The 23307-nt window shown below is 40.5% G+C and carries 18 protein-coding genes and 2 pseudogenes; 7 read left to right on the forward strand and 13 right to left on the reverse strand.

Features of this window, described 5'->3' with window-relative positions; genetic code table 11:
* Window positions 1-6: 6 nt before the first annotated feature.
* The 6 genes from ispH to murJ form a co-directional block, all read right to left on the reverse strand.
* Window positions 7-966 (reverse strand): 4-hydroxy-3-methylbut-2-enyl diphosphate reductase, encoded by a 960-nt coding sequence (gene ispH / locus ACRWP9_RS16145; RefSeq protein WP_434926850.1) that lies wholly within the window; start codon window positions 964-966, stop codon window positions 7-9.
* Between the two features lie 9 nt (window positions 967-975).
* Window positions 976-1419, reverse strand: a complete 444-nt coding sequence (fkpB, locus tag ACRWP9_RS16150; protein ID WP_226414019.1) for an FKBP-type peptidyl-prolyl cis-trans isomerase — start codon at window positions 1417-1419, stop codon at window positions 976-978.
* Window positions 1416-1934, reverse strand: a complete 519-nt coding sequence (lspA, locus tag ACRWP9_RS16155) for a signal peptidase II (protein WP_434926851.1) — start codon at window positions 1932-1934, stop codon at window positions 1416-1418. Before lspA ends, fkpB begins: the two co-directional genes overlap by 4 nt.
* 12 nt (window positions 1935-1946) lie before the next feature.
* Window positions 1947-4769, reverse strand: coding sequence for an isoleucine--tRNA ligase (gene ileS / locus ACRWP9_RS16160; RefSeq protein WP_434926852.1), 2823 nt, complete (start codon window positions 4767-4769; stop codon window positions 1947-1949).
* A 30-nt stretch (window positions 4770-4799) separates the two neighbouring features.
* Window positions 4800-5735: a bifunctional riboflavin kinase/FAD synthetase gene (gene ribF, locus ACRWP9_RS16165; RefSeq protein ID WP_434926853.1), complete on the reverse strand. Its 936-nt coding sequence runs from the start codon at window positions 5733-5735 to the stop codon at window positions 4800-4802.
* 111 nt (window positions 5736-5846) lie between these two features.
* Entirely contained in the window at window positions 5847-7415 is a 1569-nt protein-coding gene (gene murJ, locus ACRWP9_RS16170; protein ID WP_434926854.1) for a murein biosynthesis integral membrane protein MurJ, read from the reverse strand.
* A gap of 257 nt (window positions 7416-7672) precedes the next feature.
* Between murJ and rpsT the strand changes: the two genes are divergently transcribed.
* Window positions 7673-7939 carry a 30S ribosomal protein S20 gene (gene rpsT, locus ACRWP9_RS16175; protein WP_226414009.1) on the forward strand — a complete coding sequence of 89 codons (267 nt, stop codon included), beginning with the start codon at window positions 7673-7675 and terminating at the stop codon, window positions 7937-7939.
* 165 nt (window positions 7940-8104) lie between these two features.
* On the opposite strand, the gene ACRWP9_RS16180 is transcribed toward rpsT, so the two are convergent.
* Window positions 8105-8401, reverse strand: coding sequence for an ArsR/SmtB family transcription factor (locus ACRWP9_RS16180; RefSeq protein WP_226415862.1), 297 nt, complete (start codon window positions 8399-8401; stop codon window positions 8105-8107).
* Window positions 8402-8535: 134 nt separating this feature from the next.
* Between ACRWP9_RS16180 and ACRWP9_RS16185 the strand changes: the two genes are divergently transcribed.
* The gene (locus ACRWP9_RS16185; protein ID WP_434926855.1) at window positions 8536-9975 is read left to right on the forward strand and encodes a M20/M25/M40 family metallo-hydrolase; all 1440 of its coding nucleotides are present in this window, start codon (window positions 8536-8538) and stop codon (window positions 9973-9975) included.
* Window positions 9976-10131: 156 nt separating this feature from the next.
* Here ACRWP9_RS16185 and yaaA read toward each other — a convergent pair whose 3' ends face one another.
* Both yaaA and ACRWP9_RS16195 read right to left on the reverse strand, forming a co-directional pair.
* Entirely contained in the window at window positions 10132-10908 is a 777-nt protein-coding gene (gene yaaA, locus ACRWP9_RS16190; RefSeq protein WP_434926856.1) for a peroxide stress protein YaaA, read from the reverse strand.
* 124 nt (window positions 10909-11032) lie between these two features.
* Window positions 11033-12469 (reverse strand): alanine/glycine:cation symporter family protein, encoded by a 1437-nt coding sequence (locus ACRWP9_RS16195; protein WP_434926857.1) that lies wholly within the window; start codon window positions 12467-12469, stop codon window positions 11033-11035.
* Window positions 12470-12980: 511 nt separating this feature from the next.
* Here ACRWP9_RS16195 and ACRWP9_RS16200 point away from each other — a divergent pair.
* The 4 genes from ACRWP9_RS16200 (at window position 12981) to pgi (ending at window position 19740) form a co-directional block, all read left to right on the forward strand.
* On the forward strand, window positions 12981-15347 hold the full coding sequence (locus ACRWP9_RS16200) for a phosphoketolase family protein (RefSeq protein ID WP_434926858.1): 2367 nt from the start codon (window positions 12981-12983) through the stop codon (window positions 15345-15347).
* Between the two features lie 377 nt (window positions 15348-15724).
* Complete coding sequence (locus ACRWP9_RS16205) at window positions 15725-16843, forward strand: OmpA family protein (protein WP_434926859.1); 1119 nt, start codon at window positions 15725-15727, stop codon at window positions 16841-16843.
* Between the two features lie 291 nt (window positions 16844-17134).
* Complete coding sequence (tal, locus tag ACRWP9_RS16210) at window positions 17135-18088, forward strand: transaldolase (protein ID WP_434926860.1); 954 nt, start codon at window positions 17135-17137, stop codon at window positions 18086-18088.
* A 17-nt stretch (window positions 18089-18105) separates the two neighbouring features.
* On the forward strand, window positions 18106-19740 hold the full coding sequence (gene pgi / locus ACRWP9_RS16215; protein ID WP_434926861.1) for a glucose-6-phosphate isomerase: 1635 nt from the start codon (window positions 18106-18108) through the stop codon (window positions 19738-19740).
* Window positions 19741-19777: 37 nt separating this feature from the next.
* On the opposite strand, the pseudogene ACRWP9_RS16220 reads toward pgi, so the two are convergent.
* Both ACRWP9_RS16220 and ACRWP9_RS16225 read right to left on the reverse strand, forming a co-directional pair.
* Window positions 19778-20167, reverse strand: a pseudogene (locus ACRWP9_RS16220) (IS4 family transposase); the annotation flags it as partial.
* Window positions 20168-20329: 162 nt separating this feature from the next.
* Window positions 20330-20731, reverse strand: a pseudogene (locus ACRWP9_RS16225) (transposase domain-containing protein); the annotation flags it as partial.
* 270 nt (window positions 20732-21001) lie between these two features.
* Here ACRWP9_RS16225 and ACRWP9_RS16230 point away from each other — a divergent pair.
* Window positions 21002-21187 (forward strand): DUF3545 family protein, encoded by a 186-nt coding sequence (locus tag ACRWP9_RS16230; protein ID WP_226413992.1) that lies wholly within the window; start codon window positions 21002-21004, stop codon window positions 21185-21187.
* Window positions 21188-21282: 95 nt separating this feature from the next.
* On the opposite strand, the gene ACRWP9_RS16235 is transcribed toward ACRWP9_RS16230, so the two are convergent.
* Together ACRWP9_RS16235 and thrC are read right to left on the reverse strand one after the other, a co-directional pair.
* A complete protein-coding gene (locus ACRWP9_RS16235; protein WP_434926862.1) occupies window positions 21283-21834 on the reverse strand; it encodes a hemerythrin domain-containing protein in 552 nt (183 codons plus the stop codon).
* A 185-nt stretch (window positions 21835-22019) separates the two neighbouring features.
* Window positions 22020-23303: a threonine synthase gene (thrC, locus tag ACRWP9_RS16240; protein ID WP_434926863.1), complete on the reverse strand. Its 1284-nt coding sequence runs from the start codon at window positions 23301-23303 to the stop codon at window positions 22020-22022.
* Window positions 23304-23307 lie beyond the last annotated feature (4 nt).

Below are 23307 nucleotides of genomic sequence, written 5' to 3' on the forward strand. Positions count from 1 at the left end.
CTAACGCTATCTTAGCTCTGCAGGCACAGCAAAAACAATGTCTTCTTTTCGCCCTTCAACTTCAGTAATCACACTTGGAGCATGCTCAGCAATAGCCTTAACAACTTGCTGAACCAGTACCTCAGGTGCTGAAGCTCCGGCTGTAACAGCAACTTTTGATACATCTTTAAACCAGCTAGGGTCGACATCTGCTGCGGTATCAACTAAGTAAGCTTGGGTACCGGTTTTTTCTGCCAACTCTCGCAACCTGTTTGAATTAGAGCTATTTTTAGAACCTACAACAATCAATAAATCAACTTGTGCAGAAAGACTTCTCACCGCATCTTGACGATTTTGAGTGGCATAGCAAATATCATCTTTACGTGGCCCTTCAATTGAAGGAAAGCGTTTCTGTAAGGCGGCAATAATATCCAGTGTATCGTCGACAGATAATGTTGTTTGGGTAACAAAACATAAGTTATCCGCATTTTTGACCGACAATGCGGCGACATCTTCTGGTGACTCAATTAAATAAACGCCACCCTTATCATTGTCGTACTGCCCCATGGTCCCTTCTACTTCAGGGTGGCCTTCATGACCAATTAAAATACATTCAATACCTTTACGACTTGCTCGAGTCACCTGCAAATGTACTTTAGTCACTAAGGGACAAGTTGCATCAAACACTTTTAAACCACGCTGCTTGGCTTCTTTTCTAACAGCCTGAGAAACACCATGTGCACTGAAGATAACAATTGAGTTATCGGGTACTTGTTCTAGCTCTTCAACAAATATCGCCCCACGGTCTTTTAAGTTTTGAACTACATATCGGTTATGCACTACCTCATGACGCACATAAATAGGCGGTTCAAATAACTCTAAAGCACGTTCAACAATACTGATAGCACGATCAACACCCGCGCAAAAACCACGTGGGTTTGCTAATAAAATATTGAGTTTAGCTGAAGTAGGATCAACTTTTAGCATAGGTAATGTTTACTCCGTGATAACCTGTACAACATCTAGCTCAAAAGTGATTTTATGCCCAGCCAATGGATGATTTAGATCCACAGTAATAGAGTCACCTATTGTTTCACGCACAATACCTGGAATTTCACTGCCGCCTGGGCCAGAAAAACTGACAATAACCCCAGCTTCTAACTTCATGTTAGCTGGAAAACGACTGCGGTCCATATGATGAATAGCATCTGGGTTTGACTCGCCAAAAGCATCTTTAGCATCCAGGGTAAAAGTATGTTTATCACCCTCAGATAAATGTTTAATTTGTGCTTCTAACGCTGGGCTCAGGCTTTGATCACCTAAATTAAACCGCGCAGGCTTACCTGATGCTTTGGTGCTATCTGCGGTCGAACCATCTTCTAAAATAAGGTTCATATGGCATAAAATAGCATGGTTATCGGGTTTATTTAAATCGGTCACTTTGATTGCTCCTGCTCAGTTTGAGCAACATCAGGCTTAAAGGCTTCCCACAGAATTAATATTGCGCCAATAAAAATAGCGGAGTCAGCAATATTAAATGCTGGGTAGTGGCTAGTTTTCCAATAGAAATCTATAAAGTCCACTACGAAGCCATGCATTAAACGATCAACTAAATTACCTAATGCTCCACCAATAACGAGTGTGTAAGCAAGGTTTGTACGTAACAATTGATGTGACTGCTTTCTTAACCAGATGGTTAGCAAGGTGCTGAAACCTATCGCAATAACCGCAAAAAACCAACGTTGCCAACCTCCGGCATCACTTAAAAAACTAAATGCAGCGCCGTAATTTCGTACATAAGTAAAATTAAAAAATGGCAATAACTGAATTGATTCATATAAATCAAAGTTTTCCAGTACCCATTGTTTAGATAGCTGATCTGCAATAAACACAAATACAGCTACCCAATACCAACGCAAGCCACTGTCCTTCCATGTTGCTGGAACAGTACTCATAACATTCTATCCTTATGCAAATTCGCGTTGTTCGCCTTCACCTTCAATATTGGTCACACAGCGTTGACACAATGTTGGGTGGGCTTCAATGGTGCTAACTTCTTCACGGTGGTGCCAGCAACGCTCGCATTTCTGCGCTTCACTTTTAGTCACCACTAATTTTAGATTTTCAAGTTCAGTTACTACAGCATCTGCTGGTGCATCAGCTAAAGGCGCAACTACCGCTTTTGAGGTTAATAATACAAAACGTAATTCGTCATCTAACTTAGCTAGCTCTGCGGCAAGTTCTGCATCGGCAAATAAAGTCACTTCAGCTTCTAATGAACCACCAACACGTTTATCACGGCGGGCTTGTTCAATCACTTTATTCACTTCATTACGAACAGCAAGCAGCTTCTGCCAGTAATCATCACTTAAATCGCTTTTAAGAGTGACAGACTGTAACCCTTGATACCATTCTTCAGTAAAAACATACTTATCGCGTTTGCCTGGTAGTAATTGCCAGACTTCATCTGCGGTAAAGCTTAGAATTGGGGTGATCCAACGTACCATAGCTTCAGATATATGGAATAATGCCGATTGACAGCTACGACGAGCATTACCATCTTGCTTAGCGGTATATTGACGATCCTTAATGATATCTAAGTAGAATGCACCTAATTCAATTGAACAGAACTGCATTAACTTTTGAGTCACTAAGTGGAAATTATATTGATCATACGCGGCAATAATTTCATTTTGTAGCGCATCAGCACGACGCATTACCCAGCGATCTAATGCCACCATATCTTCAGGTGCTACCATATCGGTTTCTGGATTAAAGCCATTTAAGTTAGCTAATAAGAAACGAGCGGTATTTCGAATACGGCGATACGCATCGGCGCTGCGATTTAAAATCTCATCAGAAACAGTCATTTCACCGCTGTAATCGGTTGCTGCGACCCATAAACGTAAAATGTCGGCACCCAACTTATTGGTTACTTGCAATGGCGCAATCACGTTACCAACTGATTTAGACATTTTACGGCCTTTACCATCAACGGTAAAACCGTGTGTAAGTACTTGCTTATAAGGCGCCTTGCCGTTCATCGCGGTAGAAATCATCAGTGATGACATAAACCAGCCGCGGTGTTGATCGCTACCTTCAAGGTATAAATCAATATCATGGCCTTGAAACTCTGGGCGGGCAGCAACAACTGACGAGAAGGAAGAGCCTGAGTCATACCAAACATCTAAGGTGTCAGTGACTTTACGATACTGAGAGGCTTCTTCACCTAATAGTTCTGATTCATCTAAGTCCCACCAAGCTTGAATGCCTTGTTGCTCAATTCTATGGGCAATACGTTCCATCAATGACACGCTATCTGGATGTATCTCATCGGTTTCACGGTGTACAAATAATGTGATTGGTACACCCCAGGTACGTTGGCGTGAAATACACCAATCTGGGCGGTTTTCAACCATTTTTTCAATACGACTTTGACCCCAATCTGGTAGCCAATGCGTTTTCTTGATTTCAGCTAAAGCTTGTGCACGTAAACCTTTGTTGTCCATTGAGATGAACCACTGCGGTGTTGCACGGAATATAATCGGTGTTTTGTGGCGCCAGCAATGCGGATAGCTGTGACGATAAGCAACGTGATTAAGCAGTGCGCCCTTTTCCGTTAATAGTGCGACTACATTGTCATTGGCTTTAAACACGTGTTGACCGGCAAAGAACTCAGTATCAGGTTTGAATACACCGTTATCGCCAACAGGGTTGGCCACTTCTAAACCGTATAACTGGCCAACAACAAAGTCATCTTGACCGTGCCCTGGTGCAGTGTGAACAATCCCAGTACCCGCTTCAGTAGTAACATGGTCGCCAAGAATCGCAGGTACATCAAAGCTTAAAAATGGGTGTTTAAAACGAGTCAGCTCAAGCTCTGCGCCTTTGACTTCACCAATAATTTTATGTGAATCAAATCCATAACGTTCAACACATGATTCAACCAACACTTGGCCTAAAATCACAGCAGCTGTCACACCGTCTTTAGTAAACTCCACTAAGCTATAGGTAAACTCAGGGCTTAAAGATAACGCGCGGTTAGCCGGTAATGTCCACGGTGTTGTGGTCCAAATAGCCATTGATACTGGATGAGGATAATTTTCTACAGCAAATTTTGCTGCAACAGCAGCACTATCTGTCGCTTCAAAAGCAACATCAATCGCTGGTGATGTTTTATCTTCATATTCAACTTCAGCTTCAGCAAGTGCTGAGCCACAGTCAGTACACCAATGCACTGGCTTTACACCTTTGTGTAAATGGCCGCTGTCAATAACTTTGGCTAATGAACGCACAATGTTAGCTTCAGTAGTGAAATCCATGGTGAGGTAAGGGTTTTGCCAGTCACCTAGCACACCTAAACGAATGAAGTCATCGCGCTGACCATCTACCTGAATAGCAGCATATTTACGACACTCTTCACGAAATTCAGCCGCTGAAATCTTTTGCCCTGGCTTGCCCACTTTTTGCTCGACTTTTAACTCGATCGGCAAACCGTGACAATCCCAACCAGGGATATAAGGCGCATCAAAACCAGACATGGTTTTTGATTTAATAATAATGTCTTTTAGGATTTTGTTTACAGAGTGACCAATATGAATACTGCCATTCGCATAAGGAGGGCCATCGTGCAAAATAAACGGTTTACGGCCAGCTCTATGTTCACGAATGTGTTGATATAACCCATCCTGCGTCCAGCGATTTAACATTTCTGGCTCGCGATTAGCTAAATTACCGCGCATCGGAAACTCAGTTTCCGGCAAATTCAAAGTCAGTTTATAGTCGCTCATTGATCCCATACCGTTAATTAAGCTGAATAATCAGCTTGCATCAAAGCAGAATAAAGCCTTAGCTTCATTCGCATCATTCAAAATTTGTTTTTTTAGTGCATCCAATGACTCAAAAGGTTGTTCGTCACGGATTTTAGCCACTAATTCAACTTCTACTCGCTTGCCATATAAGTCACCATCAAAATCAAATAAGTGCACTTCTAACTGACAAACTTGGCCTTGCACTGTCGGGCGAAAGCCCACATTTGCAACACCTTCATATACATCACTACAATGCCAAAAAAATCGTACTGCAAATACACCGCGTATTGGCACGACTTTTCTTTTTAACGCAATATTTGCCGTTGGAAAACCGATAGTTCTACCAATTTTTTGCCCATGAGCCACTTTACCACTCAACATAAATGGATGACCCAATAACCGTCTTGCTTGTTCTAAATGACCTAACATGAGCTGTTCACGTACTAAAGTTGAACTCACTCTGTGGGTTCCAACGACAAAGCTTTGAGTGCTGACTACGCTGAAACCAAATTGCTTACCTGCGGCGACCAGCATCTCAAAATTGCCTTCACGCCCTTTCCCAAAGCAAAAGTCGTCACCGACAACCAGGTATTTAACACCTAGTTTGTTAACCAATAATTCTTCAATAAACGCCTGAGCGGGTTGACTGGCAAAAGATCGTGTGAAATTAACACATAATAGGCGGTCAATTTCTAATTCGTCCAATAAACGGACTTTATCTCTTAAAAGGCTTAACCTTGCTGGAGCATGCTCTCCACGAAACAACTCTTGGGGTTGTGGCTCAAATGTCATTATGGTCGCAGGCAGTTGAAAATGGTGCGCTTTACTTACCAAATTACGGATCACCTCAGCATGGCCACGGTGAACACCATCAAAGTTGCCTATGCTTAGCACGCAACCATGATGAGAAGGTAATAAATTGTGTATACCGCGGATTAATTCCATTACGCCAATGCTTGCCTAAAATTGTTTATTAATAGTAAATCGGCAGATTATATACCCAAACCGCTATCCACTTAAACCCAATAACTCTATTAAGAGACTATAAATCTGCGTTTAAAGAACCACTGGGGCTGTTTTTATTTTCCATGGTCTGACACCGAGCAAAAGTAAGGTAACCAGATAAGTTAATGCGCCGCTACAAATAAGCGCGACTAACGCCATCATTCTTTCACTAATGCTCCAACTAAGCCATTGCGATTGAGCTGGTAAAAAATACCATAACATTGCAGACATGACCGCTGTAGCGATAACAATTTTAAGCGCAAATATCAATGTTGCGCGGCTAAGATTGTAAACCCCAGCCTTATGTAAACCGCTATATAACAAACCAGCATTAAGCAATGCCGATAAGGATGTCGCTATTGCTAAACCTACATAGCCGAATGGAATAGCAAATATAAGGTTAAACACCATGTTGGTTACCATGGCAATAATACCGAATTTAACCGGTGTTTTTGTATCATGCCTAGAATAATAACCTGGCGCTAATACTTTAATCATCATAAAACTCAGCAAGCCTGCACCATAAGCAACTAAACTGTATGAAGCCATTTCAACATCGGTGAGACTAAATGCCCCGCGCATGAATAACACCATTAACATAGGTTGCGCGAGCAAAATCAAGCCAAACATAGCAGGCATACCTAATAGTAAAATAGCTTTAACGCCCCAATCCATTGTTTGACGAAACCCTTCCCCTTCAGCATTAATATGCTTTCTCGAGAGTGCTGGTAAAATTACCGTTGCGATAGCAATACCAAATAATCCGAGTGGAAATTCAAGTAACCTATCTGCGTAATACAGCCAACTAATCGATCCCGTCATTAAAAAGCTGGCAATAAACGTATCAAACAGCAAATTGATTTGAGAAACCGATACCCCAAACAGTGCGGGAAGCATTAAGGTGCGAATCTTAACGACACCAGGATGATGCCATCCCCAGGAAGGTTTAACTAAAGCGCGCTCTTGAATTAAAAAAGGGATTTGAAATACAAACTGCACCAGACCACCAACAAAAACCCCCCATGCCAATCCAATTTCTGGATTTTCCATAGTGGGAGAGATGTATAAAGCAAACCCGATGATTGCAATGTTAAGAAAAACTGGGGTAAATGCCGATACAGCAAACCGGCCTCTGGTATTTAAGATTGATCCTGCTAGCGCAGTAAAAGTGATAAACCACAGATAAGGGAAGGTGATTTTAAGCATTAAAGACGCAAGCTCGAATTTCTCGGCATTGGGGCCATCGTTCAACCAGTCTAAAAACCAACCGCCGCCGAATAATGCTGCAAGTATAGGAGAGCCAATAACACCAACTAAGGTTACTATCGTCACCAGCAAACCAAGCGTACCGGTAACTTTTCCGAGTAACTCCCGGGTTTCTTCAGGGGAATGCTTTTCTTGATATTCTGTTAACACAGGCACGAAAGCTTGTGCAAAAGCACCTTCAGCAAATAGGCGGCGTAAAAAGTTAGGTATTTTGTTAGCAAAGAAAAAAACATCCGCGCTACTTCCTGCACCCATTAAGTTAGCAATAACAACATCACGCACTAACCCCATCACACGAGAAATCAATGTCATAGCACTGACAACGACACCTGATTTAATTAACTTTTTACTCAATTGACCCCCAAAAGCTCATCTTGCCCATAAAATTTAATGGTATTTGTTGCAAATATTCTAAGCAAACTCTGTCACATAGGCTAAAGAGCTGTTAGAATTACGCCACATATTACACGAGTGGGTTGAAGATAAGCACGCCGATTGTATATTTTATCATTTATGATGAGATTTCAATTTTAGTCGTTGACAAAGCGACTTAAAGCAGGCATATTCCTCGGCCTTTAAAAGTATCAAATCCAGTTTTTAGGAGTTGCACCTTGGCTAATAGCAAGTCTGCAAAGAAGCGCGCGCTTCAGTCTGAAAAGCGTCGTCAGCATAATGCAAGCCGTCGCTCAATGTTACGTACATACGTTAAGAAAGTCATCGCTGCTATCAAAAGCGGTGACCACAAAGCGGCTACAGAAGCGTTCGCAGTTGCACAACCAATAGTTGACCGTATGGCGACAAAAGGCCTTATTCACAAGAATAGAGCTGGCCGTCAAAAGTCACGTTTGAATGCTAGAATCAAAGCACTAGTTGCTTAATTCAGTATTCAATCTCAAAAAACCGGCCTAGGCCGGTTTTTTTATGTTTAAAATTCAGCATATGTATTCGATGCAAGCATTAAGCCGATCAATAGCATTAATTATGTGACAGATAATAAAAAGCCTTAATCGCTAAATAGCGATTAAGGCTTAAAAGAAGACAGATTAGTGGCAGTACATATTATTCAGTACTTGAATAAGTGCTTTTACTTCATCGCTTTTTAATGAGTAATAAACGGTTTGTGCCTCTTTACGTGTGCCAACTAGATTATCCTTTCTTAACCATGCAAGGTGTTGCGATAAAGCAGACTGGCTTAGCCCTAGCTTTTTATTCATATCACCTACACACATTTCACCATCATTCAGCAGGTGGCATAAAATAAACAGTCTGCGTTCATTCGCTAGCGCTTTTAATAAGACAACGGCATGGTCGGCTTGTTGCTGCATTTTTTCTATATCCATCACCTAAAATACTCTCCTCATCTAACATTTGCCTAATATAGCGTCACCTTAAAAATAGAGTCGGGACATGAAGCACACTTTTTGGTAGATTGTTTAAAAAAGTGAGACATAGTTAGAATATTTGAAGGAAACTCATGAGAAATTATAAGCACGTCACCTTAACAGCTTTATTTACAGTGGCATTATTTGGCTGCCAGCAAACAACACCATCACAATCTAAATCGCCTGAAAAAGTGATTAATGACTCTGAAGATGTGCAAATCAGTCAACTGTTAGCGCAACAAGCCCTTAATTCAAACAGAGCCTACGATATTGTTGAGTCACTCACCGTAGAGGTAGGACCACGATTAGCTGGTACAGATAAAGATATTATGGCTGTCGAATGGGCAATGGAAAAACTGTGGCTGATGGGCTTTGATAAAGTCTATAAAGAATCAGTCCAAGTTCCAGCATGGTCTAGAGGGATAATGACTTCGGCCAGTATTGTGTCACCATTTGAGCAGCCTTTGGTGATTACAGCCCTTGGTGGCAGTATTGGTACGCCAGAGACAGGCATTCAAGCACCTATAGTACGTTTTGAGTCATTAGAGGAACTCACTTTAGCCTCACCTGGGCGTATTGAGGGCAAGATTGTTTTTATCGACCATAAGACTGAACGGCATAAAGATGGCAACGGATATGGTATTACTGTTGGCGGACGCTCTAAAGGAGCTGTAGAAGCGGCAAAAAAAGGCGCTGTTGCAGTTGTAATACGCTCAATTGGGACTGATCATGACCGTATGGCTCATACGGGTATGATGCGTTACCAAGAAGATGTGCCTAAAATTCCCGCGGCGGCAATGTCAGCACCTGATGCCGACTTAATCAACGCCATGTTAACACGCGACCCCAATATTGTTATGTCGTTGAATATGACATCTGAAAACTTAGGTATTGCCACATCTTACAATGTAATAGCAGAGGTGACAGGCAGCAGCAAACCAGATGAAATTGTCTTAATAGGCGCGCATCTAGATTCGTGGGACGAGGGTACGGGCGCTATTGATGACGGAGCCGGTGTCGCAATTGTCACTGCAGCCGCAAAGTTAATTCAAGATTTACCACAAAAGCCTGCTCGTACTATCCGCGTTGTACTCTACGCTGCTGAAGAAGTCGGTTTAGTCGGTGGAAAAGCCTACACAGAGATGCATGCCAATGAATTAGAAAAGCATTACATAGCAGCAGAATCTGATTTTGGTGCTGGTCCTGTTTATCAAATTGATTTTAATGTTGCACCGACAAGCTTTAGCCAAATTCAGCATCAGGTGTCGACGATGACATTAAATGGGATTGCTTTAGGAACAAATGACGCCTCTGGTGGTCCAGATGTCTCCATGATGCCTGGTTTAGGTGTGCCAGTGGCATCGTTAAAACAAGATGGTACAGATTATTTTGATTATCATCACACCCCTAATGATACTTTGGATAAAATCGACCCAAAGGCACTAGCCCAAAATGTAGCAGCATATGTGCAATTTGCTTATATGATGGCGCAATCTGAAATTGAGCTAAGGCCACTCGCTAAATCGGAGTAATCACCGTCAAGTGAGCCAACTCAACTTACTATTCTGCTAGGTTATATTTATAGAATGTTTTATCCATAAAAATGCCCTTAACGAAAAGGGCATTTTTTTTATGACTAAACTGAACCGACTTTTGACTCTATATTCATCTGAAAATATTAATAAACACTAGTGTTGCTCATCACGTAAAAAAACCGGACTATCTAACTTGGACTGTTCAGGGCTGTAATAGTAACCCTCTAAGTCAAATTCAGTTAACTGCTCTAATGTCTTAGGTTGATTATTGACAATATACCTTGCCATCAAACCGCGCGCTTTTTTGGCATAAAAGCTAATTATCTTATATTTACCATTCTTACAATCTTTAAAAATTGGGGTAATAAGTTGCCCCTCAAGCTGTTTGACTTTAACTGATTTAAAGTACTCATTAGAGGCTAGATTGACGATGATGTCATCACCCTGCTCTGCTAATGCTTTATTCACTTCATTGGTAATAATCTCCCCCCAAAATGCATATAAATTATTTCCAGCCGAGTTAGCTAATTTGGTGCCCATTTCTAAGCGATAAGGTTGGATTAAATCGAGGGGTTTTAGCAAGCCATATAAACCTGACAAAATACGCATATGTTGCTGTGCTGAGTGAATTTGCGACTCTGATAAGCTATCTGCATCAAATCCGGTATAGACATCCCCTCTGAAAGCGAACATCGCTTGCTTGGCATTGATTGGAGTGAAATCAGGTTGCCACTGCTCAAAACGGGCAGCATTCAAACCCGCTATTTTATCGCTAACTTTCATTAAACTAGCAATATCAACAGGCGTAAGTTGCCGACATATCTTTATCAGTGTTTCGCTATGGGATAATAATGTCGGTTGAGTAAACGTTGCCGTTATCGGCGGATGTTCAAAATCTAATGTTTTGGCAGGTGATACTAAAACCAGCATGGTTAACTCCTTTATCTGAATACACCACATAATACGTGACTGATATAAAAAAACCATGCTGATTCAGCATGGCTTTTTCGATTACCCTAACGCCTTTAATCAATGCACAAAAAACAATAGCGGCTTATTTTTTGTTACTAGCAGATAAGTCAGGCCAAATTTGTTCTTCCAATTGATCGGCTAGCTCAGGAAATTTACTTGTATCAAATACCGGATCTTTTCCTTCTTTAACTTGCTGACGATAGTCATTAATGACCCTAATCGCCAATCCTGAAAGTAACATTATCGCGACAATGTTAACCAATGCCATCAGTCCCATGGACACATCAGCTAAATCCCATACCAAACCAATTTTAGCCATAGCACCAAACATCACCATACCTAATACGACAAGTCTAAATAAAGGTAACGCTTTTTTACTGTTGCCAGACAAAAACATGATGTTAGTTTCGGCGTAAGAGTAATTTGCAATAATTGAGGTAAAACAGAATAACAAGATAGCAAAAGCAATAAAGGCACCGCCCCACGAACCTACGTGGAAAGTTAATGCATTGATTGTCATGCCAATGCCTTCACCAGATCCAGCAGCATCACCCGAAAGCAATATTATTGCCGCCGTTGCGGTACAAATAACAATAGTATCAAAAAATACCCCCATCATTTGTATATAACCTTGAGATGCTGGATGATTTGGGTTGGGTGAAGCACTTGCTGCAATGTTAGCAGCACTACCCATACCCGCTTCATTTGAAAATAACCCACGAGCTATACCAGCCTGCATAGCTTGCGAGACACTATATGCAATAGCGCCACCAGCAGCTTCTTGCCATCCAAATGCACTATTGATAACGAGCATAAATACTCTTGGTAGTTCCTCAATATTTATCAGTACGACAATAAACGCCATAATGATATAAACTAATGCCATAAAAGGGACAACAAATTCCGATACTTTAGCAACCTTTCTTAATCCCCCCATAATAACCACGCCACTGAATAACGTAATCAAAATACCAACATAGAGTGGATCAACATCGAATACTGCGGTCATTGCACCGGCAATCGTATTGGCTTGAACTGCATTGAAAACCAAACCGAAGCAGATAATCAATAGCACAGAAAATAATACCCCCATCCAGCGCTGCCCTAGGCCTTGTTCCATATAGTAAGAAGGACCGCCGCGATATTGCCCATCAACATCTTTTACTTTATAAACTTGAGCAAGAGTGGATTCGATCATCGCTGTGGCCATGCCTAAAACAGCAATAGCCCACATCCAAAAAACGGCACCAGGACCTGCTACCCCTATAGCAAAAGCAACACCAGCCATATTACCTGCACCGACTCTAGCAGCCATACTGGTACAAAAAACTTGAAACGAAGATAATCCATTTTTACCCGGTCTACGGCTAATGGCGAGTAATTTAAGGCCGTGACCAAACTGAGTAAACTGAATAAACCCAAGGCGTATCGTAAAATATAAGCCAGCTCCAACCAGCCCATAAACTAATAGCTCGCCCCAAAGTAGGCCGTTTAAATAATTAATTATTTTTTCTAACATTGCCATAATGCTTATCTATTCCTTTGGAATAACTCAATCTATCGTGTAACAATCTTATTTATAGCTGGGTATAGATGCTGTAATCACGACATATAAAGTTATTTTAATTGCTTGATTATTATTGGTTTATATTTTTATTAATTAAAAACCAGTCTTGTGGCTTGGCTTATTATACCTTTTCAACCAATGATCTCTAATTTAGTTTGAAACTGCATTCAGACTACTTAAGATATTCGATGATGTTCTTTGCAAACAAATTAGCACAGGCAGTCAATTAGAACTTAATAAATTCACCGTAAAAATCACTTTATCGCCCTCAGATCAACAACAGCATAACAATCCTCCACTTTATAAAACCAACATAACAACAAATACAACATAACTCTCAGTGAAATATCACCACCTAATTAACAAAAGTTAGATCCACAACACATTATTGACTCTCAAAATGAAATACAGTGTTCTCAAATTAAGACTAACATTCAATTTCTCTCGTTTTAATGAGGTCAATATGACAAATGCTAATGAAATTATCGCACTCAAAAAGTTTGTTCGAGCTACTAACTTCCTTGCAACTTCGCAAATTTATTTGAAGCAAAACGTACTTTATAAACGTAAGCTTGAACACACTGATATTAAACCTAGATTACTAGGCCATTGGGGAACTTGCCCAGGTATTAACTTTGTCTACGCTAACGTAAACCGTCTTATTGTTAAACATAATCGTGAGTTCATCTACCTTGTTGGCCCTGGTCATGGTTTTCCTGCAGTACAGGCCAACCTATTCATGGAAGGTTCATTAAGCCATTTCTATCCAGAGACAATTCCTTATACAGAAACCGGTATCGAAGATATCTGTAAAAAATTCTCTGCAGCCTATGGCTATCCTTCGCATGCTAACCCAGAAGCACCAGGACAAATCTTAGAAGGTGGCGAACTTGGCTACTCATTGTCTGTTGCATGGGGTTCTGTGCTAGATAATCCAAATCTGATTGCTGCATGTTTAATCGGTGACGGTGAAGCTGAAACAGGCCCACTAGCAGCATCTTGGTATGCAAACCGTTTGGTATCACCTAAAAATAACGGCGCAGTTCTTCCAATCGTGCATATCAATGGTTATAAAATCTCTGGCCCAACCCGTATGGGCCGCATGAGTCATGAAGAGCTTGATTTAGAATTCCGTGGTCTTGGTTATCATCCAATTATTGTTGATGATGAACTTGATATTGATATCTTCGAACAAATGACAGCCGCTATGGACTTGTCATATGACATGATAAACGACATTCAACGCCGTGCACGCTCTGGCGAAGATGTTGTTAAACCACGCTGGCCAGTGATTTTATTGAGAACAGCAAAAGGCTGGACTGGTACTATTGAATATGATGGAAAAAAACTTGCAGGCAACTGTGAATCTCATCAAGTCATCGTTAATAACTGTGCAACTGACAAAGGCCATTTAGATGCGCTTGATCAATGGCTAGCCAGCTACAAATTTGATGAACTAGTACAAACAACAGACACCGGCGCGCTAGTATTTGATAAAGACATTATGTCTTTGATGCCACCAACAGATCTTTGCTGTGGCCGTCAACGTCTAAGCTACGGCGGCGAAGTGGTACGTGCGTTAGCTAACCCTGATCTTACTAAACTTGGTTACGGCGCTGAGACTCCACGGGGTCAACGTGGTTACTCAATGTTGAAAATGGGTGAATGGATGCGTGATGCATTCAAATTAAACCGCGATCAACGTAACCTGCGTATTTTCAGCCCAGATGAAACTTATTCAAACCAACTTCAAGCTGTGTTTGAAGAAACAGATCGCGCCTGGCAATGGCCGATTGAGAGCTGGGATGAGGATATGTCTCGCGACGGTCGTGTGATTGAACTATTATCTGAAAACTTACTTTTCGGTATGTTACACGGTTACACAGTAACGGGCCGTCACGGTATGTTCCCAACTTATGAGGCTTTCTCTCAAGTTGTGTCATCTATGGCTGATCAATACTGTAAATACGTCCATGCAAGTCAAGACATCCATTTCCGCAAGCCAATTCCAGCGTGTAACGTGGTACTGTCTTCGTTACTAGAGCGTCAAGATCACAACGGTTATTCTCATCAGAATCCGTCTTTCCTAGGTGCTATGCTTGAGAAGCACCCAAACATTATTTCTGCTTATTTACCAGCAGATGCTAACAGTACTTTGGTGTATACCGAAAAAGCTTATGCTGATCGTGACAAACTAAACATCATTGTTGCTGGTAAGAAATCACTACCACAATGGTTGTCATTAGACGAAGCTCGTAAGCAAGCTAAAGACGGCATGATGGTGTGGGATTTCGCCTCTGATACTAATCCTGATGTTGTTTTAGCCGGTTGTGGCGATTATGCAACTCAAGAATGTATGGCTTCACTAGTACTAATTCGTGAAATTCTACCACGGGTACGCATTCGCTTTGTGAGTGTGTCAGAACTTCACAGCAGTGGCTTAGGTAGTCTTGAGTTCCAAAGCAAGCCTTGGATGATGGATGAAGTCTTTACAGAAGATAAAGGCGTGGTATTTAACTACCACGGTTACCCAAACACCATTAAGAAGCTAGTATTTGATTATAAAGGTAACCGTCGTTTCCGTATTAAGGGTTATGAAGAAGAAGGTTCAACGACTACACCGTTTGATATGGGCGTACGTAACGGCACCTCTCGCTACCACTTAGTTATCGACATGGCGTATAAATTGTTCCAACAAGGCGTAATTGACGAAACCCAACACGTTCGTATTACCACTGATATGTTGCAACGATTGGTTGACCATAAAAACTATATCAAGGCAAATGGGGTAGATCCTGTTGAAATCGAAAACTGGGTATGGACTCGCTAACATTAAATTATTGTAAATTGATTTAACAATAGCTTTATTTACCTAGGTATAGAATAACAAAAATGCGTCCACAGGACGCATTTTTTATTATTCTATTATGAATATAAATTGGCAGCTAATGCAGCAAAAAATAAACATTCAACCACAACCTGCAACAAAAATGTGAGTATAAAACTCTTTAAACGTGTCAGCAATGCCATAATTTAAGCATTAAAGTTAAATTAATCATATTTACTATAGCAAATCACATAATTAACGATGATAATTAAAGCGCTGACTAAAACATAACGGATTCACCTCTCAAGTGTCAGTTGCACATGTTTACAATAATCGTAAAGCATGCGTGTTGGTGAAGTATAATAACAATGGACTTATAAATGATGAAGAACACATTAAAAGTAGTACTACTCACCTCTATGTTACCTTTCGCTGCATCAGCTGCAGAACAACTATCACCTTGGTATGTTGGTGGTGGATTAGGTGTCAACAATTACGAACAAAACTGTGACCAACCTGGTACTAAAATGTGCGGTGAAGACTCCCCGTACGCTTGGGATGTTGTAGGTGGTTACTTATTCAATGAATATATCGGTCTTGAAATGGGTTACCGTGACTTAGGTCGCGCTGATTGGACGGCTACTGATAACACTATGTATGACGTAGGTGCCACAGGTCTTAGCTTAGGTTTAGTCGGTTTTTACCCACTAGCCGACAAGTGGAGCCTATCATCTGAATTAGGTACTTATAGTTATCTATTAGAAAATAAACAGTCTTTTAATGGCGTAAACTTAAGTGAGTCAGGTATAGCCTTATTTGCTGGCGTTGGTGTTGGTTATAACTTTAACGAAAACTTAAAGTTAGCAGCAAAATATCGTCGTTACGAAAACCTTGATGCGGATGTATTAAACAACCTACAAATGGAAAGTAACTATTGGGGTCTAGAATTAAGCTACCGCTTTGGTTCTGGCCACGCTGCTCCAGTAGCCGCAGCAGTTGTTACTCCAGTAGTTGTTGCTGCCGATGCTGATTCTGACTCTGATGGCGTTGTTGATCGTTTAGACAAATGTCCTAATACACCAAGTAACCACAAAGTGGATGCGACTGGCTGTACAGTATACGAATTAGCAACAACTAAGCATGACTTAGGTGGCATATTATTCGCTAATGATTCTGCAGTTATTAATCAAGCTTCATTCTCTGATCTAGAGAAATTAGCTAACTATATGAAGAAAAACCCAGAGCATACCGTTATTGTTGAAGGCCATGCGTCAAACGTAGGTAAACCAGCATATAACATGGCGCTATCTGACCGTCGTGCGAGTTCAGTTGCCAATGCACTAAAATCAAAATATGGCATTAGTGCAAACCGTATTAAATCTATCGGTTATGGTGTAACTAAGCCTGTAGTTGAAGGTAACACTGCTGAAGCTCATAGACAGAACCGTCGTATTGAAGCTATCGTTACTGGTACTGAAAAACGTGCTGTATTAAAATAATTTAATACTAATCGATTTAACGAAAAGCCGCTGATATCAGCGGCTTTTTTATTTACTGAACAATAGTAAACTTCTCTAAACATCTACTATTAGTCATAATTCTATTTTTATCACCCAATTTAATAAACATAAATTTGCACTAAATTCGAAATTTAACAACAATAAAAAACAAAAATTAAGCAAAACAGTGCAACATTTGGTAATTTTTTTACCAAAACGTTGGAATAAAGAGTAAAATCGCGTTTAATAAAGGAAGTAAAATAACCATTTTTTATCGAGAGGAAACGTTACATGGCCAACGCACTCGCTCAACTCAAAGCATTCACTACTATTGTCGCAGATACCGGTGACATTGAAGCAATCAAACGCTATCAACCAGAAGATGCAACCACAAATCCATCGTTGATTTTGAAAGCTGCACAAATTCCTGAATATGCCTCTTTAATCGAAAATGCTGTTAGCTGGGCAAAAAACCAAAGCAACGATCAAGCACAACAAATTGAAGATGCCGGTGATAAGCTTGCGGTAAACATTGGCGTTGAGATTCTAAAACTTGTCCCAGGACGTATTTCTACTGAAGTAGATGCGCGTCTTTCTTTCGACAAGCAAGGCTCTATTGATAAGGCACATAAGCTTATCAAGCTTTATAAAGAAGCTGGAATTGATAAATCACGCATTCTAATCAAATTAGCATCTACCTGGGAAGGCATATGCGCAGCTAAAGAGTTAGAGCAAGAAGGCATTAACTGTAACTTAACCCTATTATTTAGCTTTGCTCAAGCAAGAGCTTGTGCAGAGGCTGGTGTTTATCTTATTTCTCCCTTTGTAGGCCGTATTCTTGACTGGTACAAGAAAGATACTGGTAAAGATTACACTGCGGAAACGGATCCTGGGGTTATTTCGGTTACTGAAATCTATGATTACTACAAACAACACGGCTATAGCACGGTTGTAATGGGGGCGAGCTTCCGTAATATTGGTGAGATCATCGAATTAGCAGGTTGCGATCGCTTAACCATTGGACCGGCTCTATTAGAAGAGTTAGCCAATACTGATATCCTTGTTACTGAAAAACTTAAAGCAGTACCGGCATCATCAACCGCACCTACTGCGCTAACTGAAGCAGAGTTCCGTTGGGCATTTAATGAAGATCCAATGGCGGTTGATAAACTTGCTGAAGGTATTCGTAATTTTGCGATTGACCAAGGTAAACTTGAGGTCATGCTAAAAGAGAAGTTAAGCTAAACAAGGAATGTGAATTAATGACTCAATTAACACAATCAGCTACATGGCAACAGTTAATTAGTAATGCAGCTGCGCTGCCTCACATGCGTGAGCTATTTAGTCAAGACAAGCAACGTTTTGACTCAATGCATCTCAAAAGCTGTGGCTTACTGCTAGATTACTCAAAAAACCGTGCTGATAAAGAAACCTTGGCGTTGTTATTTAAACTTGCTAATGAAGCTCAGCTACAAGATAAAATCAGCGCAATGTTTTCCGGTGACATTATCAACAATACTGAGCAACGTGCAGTACTGCATACCGCACTTCGCAGTATGGCTGACCAAGATATTAAAGCTGACGGAAAAAACATTGTTCCTGAAGTACAGCAAACTCTTACCAAAATGGCTAAGTTTGTTGAGCAAGTACAAAGTGGTCAATGGAAAGGCTACACAGGAAAAGCGATTACAGATATCGTTAGTATAGGTATTGGCGGATCTTTTCTAGGCCCTAAAATAGTAACTCAGGCGTTAAGACCTTATTGGCAAGGACTAAATTGTCATTTTGTTGCCAATGTCGATGCCACATCGATTTGTGAGAAATTGAAGGGTTTGAACGCTGAGACCACGTTATTTGTTATGTCATCAAAGTCGTTTAGCACGCAAGAAACGCTTACTAATACGCTAAGCGCAAAAGAGTGGTTTTTAGCACAAGGGGCATCACAGAGCGACGTTGCCCAGCACTTTGTTGCTGTTACCTCAAATGTCGCTAAAGCGACTGAGTTTGGTATGGATGCCGACAATATTTTTCCTATGTGGGATTGGGTCGGTGGCCGCTATTCTTTATGGTCAGCAATTGGTTTACCGATAGCACTGGTTGTGGGTATGGATAATTTTAAACAATTATTATCCGGTGCCTTTGACATGGACCAACATTTTCAGCAAGCACCGCTAGAACAAAACATGCCAGTCATTATGGGAATACTATCTGTGTTATATAGTAATTTTCATGGTGCACAGTCCCATGTCATTTTAACCTATGATCACTATTTACGTGGTTTGCCTGCTTATTTCCAGCAACTTGATATGGAAAGCAACGGCAAGTCGGTCACTTTAGGAGGGCATACTGTTGATTACAGCACAGGTCCTGTTATTTGGGGCGGCGAAGGCACCAATGGTCAACATGCTTACCATCAATTATTGCACCAAGGAACAGCACTTATTCCTGCTGATTTTATCATGCCTTTACAGAGCCATAATCCGCTAGGTGAGCATCATAACCAATTAGCTTCAAACTGCTTTGGCCAAACCCAGGCACTGATGCAAGGTCGTACATACGAAGAAGCGTTAGCCGAAATGAGCACAAGCAAGCTTGATGATGCTCAAAAACAGCTTATTGCTAAACACAAAGTAATGTCTGGTAATAAACCTAGCAACACTTTATTAATGGATAAACTGACTCCACAAACCTTAGGCGCTTTAATTGCTTTATATGAGCACAGAACATTTGTTCAAGGTGTCATTTGGCAGATTAACTCCTTTGACCAATGGGGAGTTGAATTAGGTAAATTACTCGGCAACGATGTACTCGACCGGATTGGAGCTGGCCAGAATGCAAATGAATTAGATTGTTCCAGTAATTCCTTAATCAATTTGTATCGTCAAGGGCAGATTTAACCACTAAAAAAGCCAGCGTAAGCTTAACACCATTCAGTTAAGAGTTTCTTCTCTTAACTGGATAGCGGGTTTTGTTAATTCGAACGGTCCTACTTTTGAGCCGTTTTCGTTTTTTGGGCAAGATAAATTGCTTAACGTTTTCCCTCATTGCTTTGAGCTTTTTAGGGATTGTTCCTGGCGAAGCAATTGCACACCACATCAACTCATCCTGTATATAGCGCATCGCCATTACAAAGCTAATCCGTAATGGTGACACTTCTGCCTCTTTAGCGATTTGGCTTATTTCAACTCGGATCAAGTTGTACGCTATCAGTAATCCCCAAATCTCCTGATAAATGCCTTCAACTGTCTGACTTCTTAATAAAATACTCTCATCAAGTTGATATTGCTTGATTTCTCCATAGCCATTTTCTATCTCCCAGCGTTCGATGATGCTATGGTTTTTATCTAGGACTAATTGGGCTGCTTCAAGTTTGAATTCAGGACTAAATGTTTTTCGGGTTGTCGATCTCATGTGTTCACCTAAAGTAATTTACGAGGTAATAATATCACCTCTATTTAGGTGGCCAAAATAACTATGCCACTACATTCCATCAACAGAAAATAACTGAAGACCATGCCATGTATCTTGGCTGTCTTCCCTATGACACCAGTGTTTAGAAGTGATATCAAAAAGGGCTTTAAGGGGAGCGGCTGTCAGTCGCTGTCTGGCTTGCGGGATAGCACTTGGTGCAACGGTTTCTCCCAACTTATCAACTAACGTTAAGTCGAGCTTGGAGACGACTTCAGCGATGGAACGATTTCGGTAGAGGCCAATTCCAACGATGAGCCAAACGACTAATTCTGCTGGAAGTTTTCTGCGCCTAATACTTGCTTTGTTGGTTAGCTCCAAAGCTTGTTCAATCCATTCCAACGGCAATTCTTTTTGAAAGATAGATAGTTCTTCGGGGGCGACAAGTAATTCAGTATCAATAAGCCAGTTAGACAACATAAAAAATGACTCCGTTCAAAAGAAGGAGCCATTTTCGTAGGATCATTTTTGCTGTCAACCGATCAGTTTCTTAACTGATCGGTGTTAAGCGTAAGCTGGCTTTTTATTAGTCTACTACCACTCTATTCAGCACATCATGCCAATTATGGTTCAATAGCTTCATCAAAACTTCACTTTCGCTTAACACAATTGAAACATAAAAGTTGCACCCTACAATAGAAATATGATACTTATTCGCATAGAGACATCATAATAACAAGGGAGGTTACCATGGATCGTTTAGACTATGGTGGTGCGTTAGACGAAGTTGTTGAAAGACCAAGCCGTTCCAAAGGATCTAACAAAAAGCGTAAATGGCGTGAGATTGAGGCAATTAAGGATAAGCAACGCTTACTAAAAGAATTACAAGATATTGATGATTCTTTTGAATTTGATGCCAATACTTTAGTGTTATAGATATGAGTAGCCGTGAATATTTATTCACTAAATAGCAATATAATAAAAGAGCACTTAGGGTGCTCTTTTTGATCAAACTGATAACATTTATAATGTTAGATATTAATTTTTTTATCTGCTTTCACAATATACTGTCGAAGCTCTTCAAAAATTACATTATCGTTTTGGCTAAATAGTGGATCCACAACCAGTTTTTTATGGCATAAATGCTCAATTTTTTGCCAATCACTAGCATCTAATGCTTTAGCAAAGTGAGGAAAAACCTCCGTTTCTTCAAACTGCATGTGCTCAACGTGTAACTTGATGTAGTTGGCCAAATCATTGATCAACTTTTCTCTTGAAATCACAATATCTGAGAGGATCATATTTAAACTGTACATCAAAGAACCGGAAACTTGCGCCAACCGCTCATGCTCATCACGAAGCTGATCGCTATTAGGTATAGACATTTTTTGGGCATAATAATGATAAGTGATGTCTTCTACTGGATGATGACTATGTTCTGCATATCCCTGCATGTACTCAACAATATCTCTAACAAGATTAAAGTTAACAGCTTCACCTTCGGCTAAACGGGCATTTTTGTTGGTGAGTATATTCAATAAAATGGCTATGTGCTGGTGATCACGTATTAATCGCTTAAGCATCGTCTTCTCCGTCATGTCTATCTCACTTACTCAAATTGTAGTCAATATCCTATTAACTTCCAATCTACTACAACTATATAAATTAGTTATGACAGAGATCATATTCCAGATAATTAACAAGCTAGGGGTTTCAGAAACACTAAAGCACCTAAAAAGGTGCTTTAGTGTTTCTGCTAACAATGTATTTATCTAAGGGTACTAAATAAATGTGACTTTAACTGAGTAAAATCAGCGTCTAACTCAACAGATAAAATAGTTTTATTGACGACAGCTTCAAGTTCAGGTGGTAAAGGTAAGTCAACTTGTAACTCTCTATCAACCACATCCTTAAATTTTGCAGGATGCGCTGTACCTAAAAATATCCCATACTCATCTTTAGCCAATAATTGACGTAAACCTTGAGCTGCAATAGCAGCATGCGGCTCTGATTGATAACCCAATCGATATAGATTTTTAAGCGCTTCAGAGGTTTGCAATTCATTTAATGCTAAGCCAGTAATATCAGAAAGTGGCCAGCCCATTTGCTCACAAATAGCTTCAACGCGGGGCCAATTACTCGGCTCTGACACATCCATCGCATTTGACATAGTTGCAACAGTATCATGTGGTGCCCAGTCACCATTTTGTAAGTAACGTGGCACAGTATCATTGCTATTGGTTGCTGCAATAAATCGCTTTATTGGCAAGCCCATCGCTTTAGCAAATAAACCTGCAGTTAAATTACCAAAGTTGCCGCTAGGAACTGATACCACAAAGTTTTCATGACCAGCTTTTTTAGCTTGGGCGATGGCTTCAAAGTAATAACAAATTTGCGCCAATAAACGGCTTATATTGATTGAATTTGCAGAGTTTAGCGCTAAACCTTCTCTGACCTCTTCATCATCAAAGGCCTGCTTCACTAAATGCTGGCAAGCATCAAAATCAGAATTAACCGCCACTGTGTGGATATTCTTGCCTAAAGTAGTGAACATTTTCTCTTGCAGCTCACTGATTTTCCCCTTCGGATACATCACAACAACTTGTACTTTATCTAAACCATAAAATGCATCCGCCACAGCAGCGCCTGTGTCACCAGAGGTTGCTGTCAGAATCGTTAACCCTTTATCGCCTGATAATAAATTGATACATTGCGCCATAAAACGTGCACCAAAATCTTTAAATGCAAGGGTTGGCCCATGAAAAAGCTCTAAACAGCTGCGATGAAAATCAACTTCTTTTAGGGGAGCCTCAAAGGTAAATGCTTTATCAACAAACGCGTCAACATTATCTTGTCCTAATTCATCCGCTAACCAAGCGCCTAAAACAAGTTTACTACGCTGCGCAAATGGCATATCAAGTAAACTGTCAATATCATCTAACACAGGGATCGTTTTAGGGAAAAACAACCCTCTATCTTTACCTAGCCCTAATTGAACAGCCTGACTAAAATTAACTTCCTGCGAAGGATGTTTTAAATTATATAATTCCATTACC

The organism is Shewanella sp. HL-SH2, from assembly GCF_051164935.1.
Taxonomy (GTDB): Bacteria; Pseudomonadota; Gammaproteobacteria; order Enterobacterales; family Shewanellaceae; genus Shewanella; species Shewanella glacialimarina.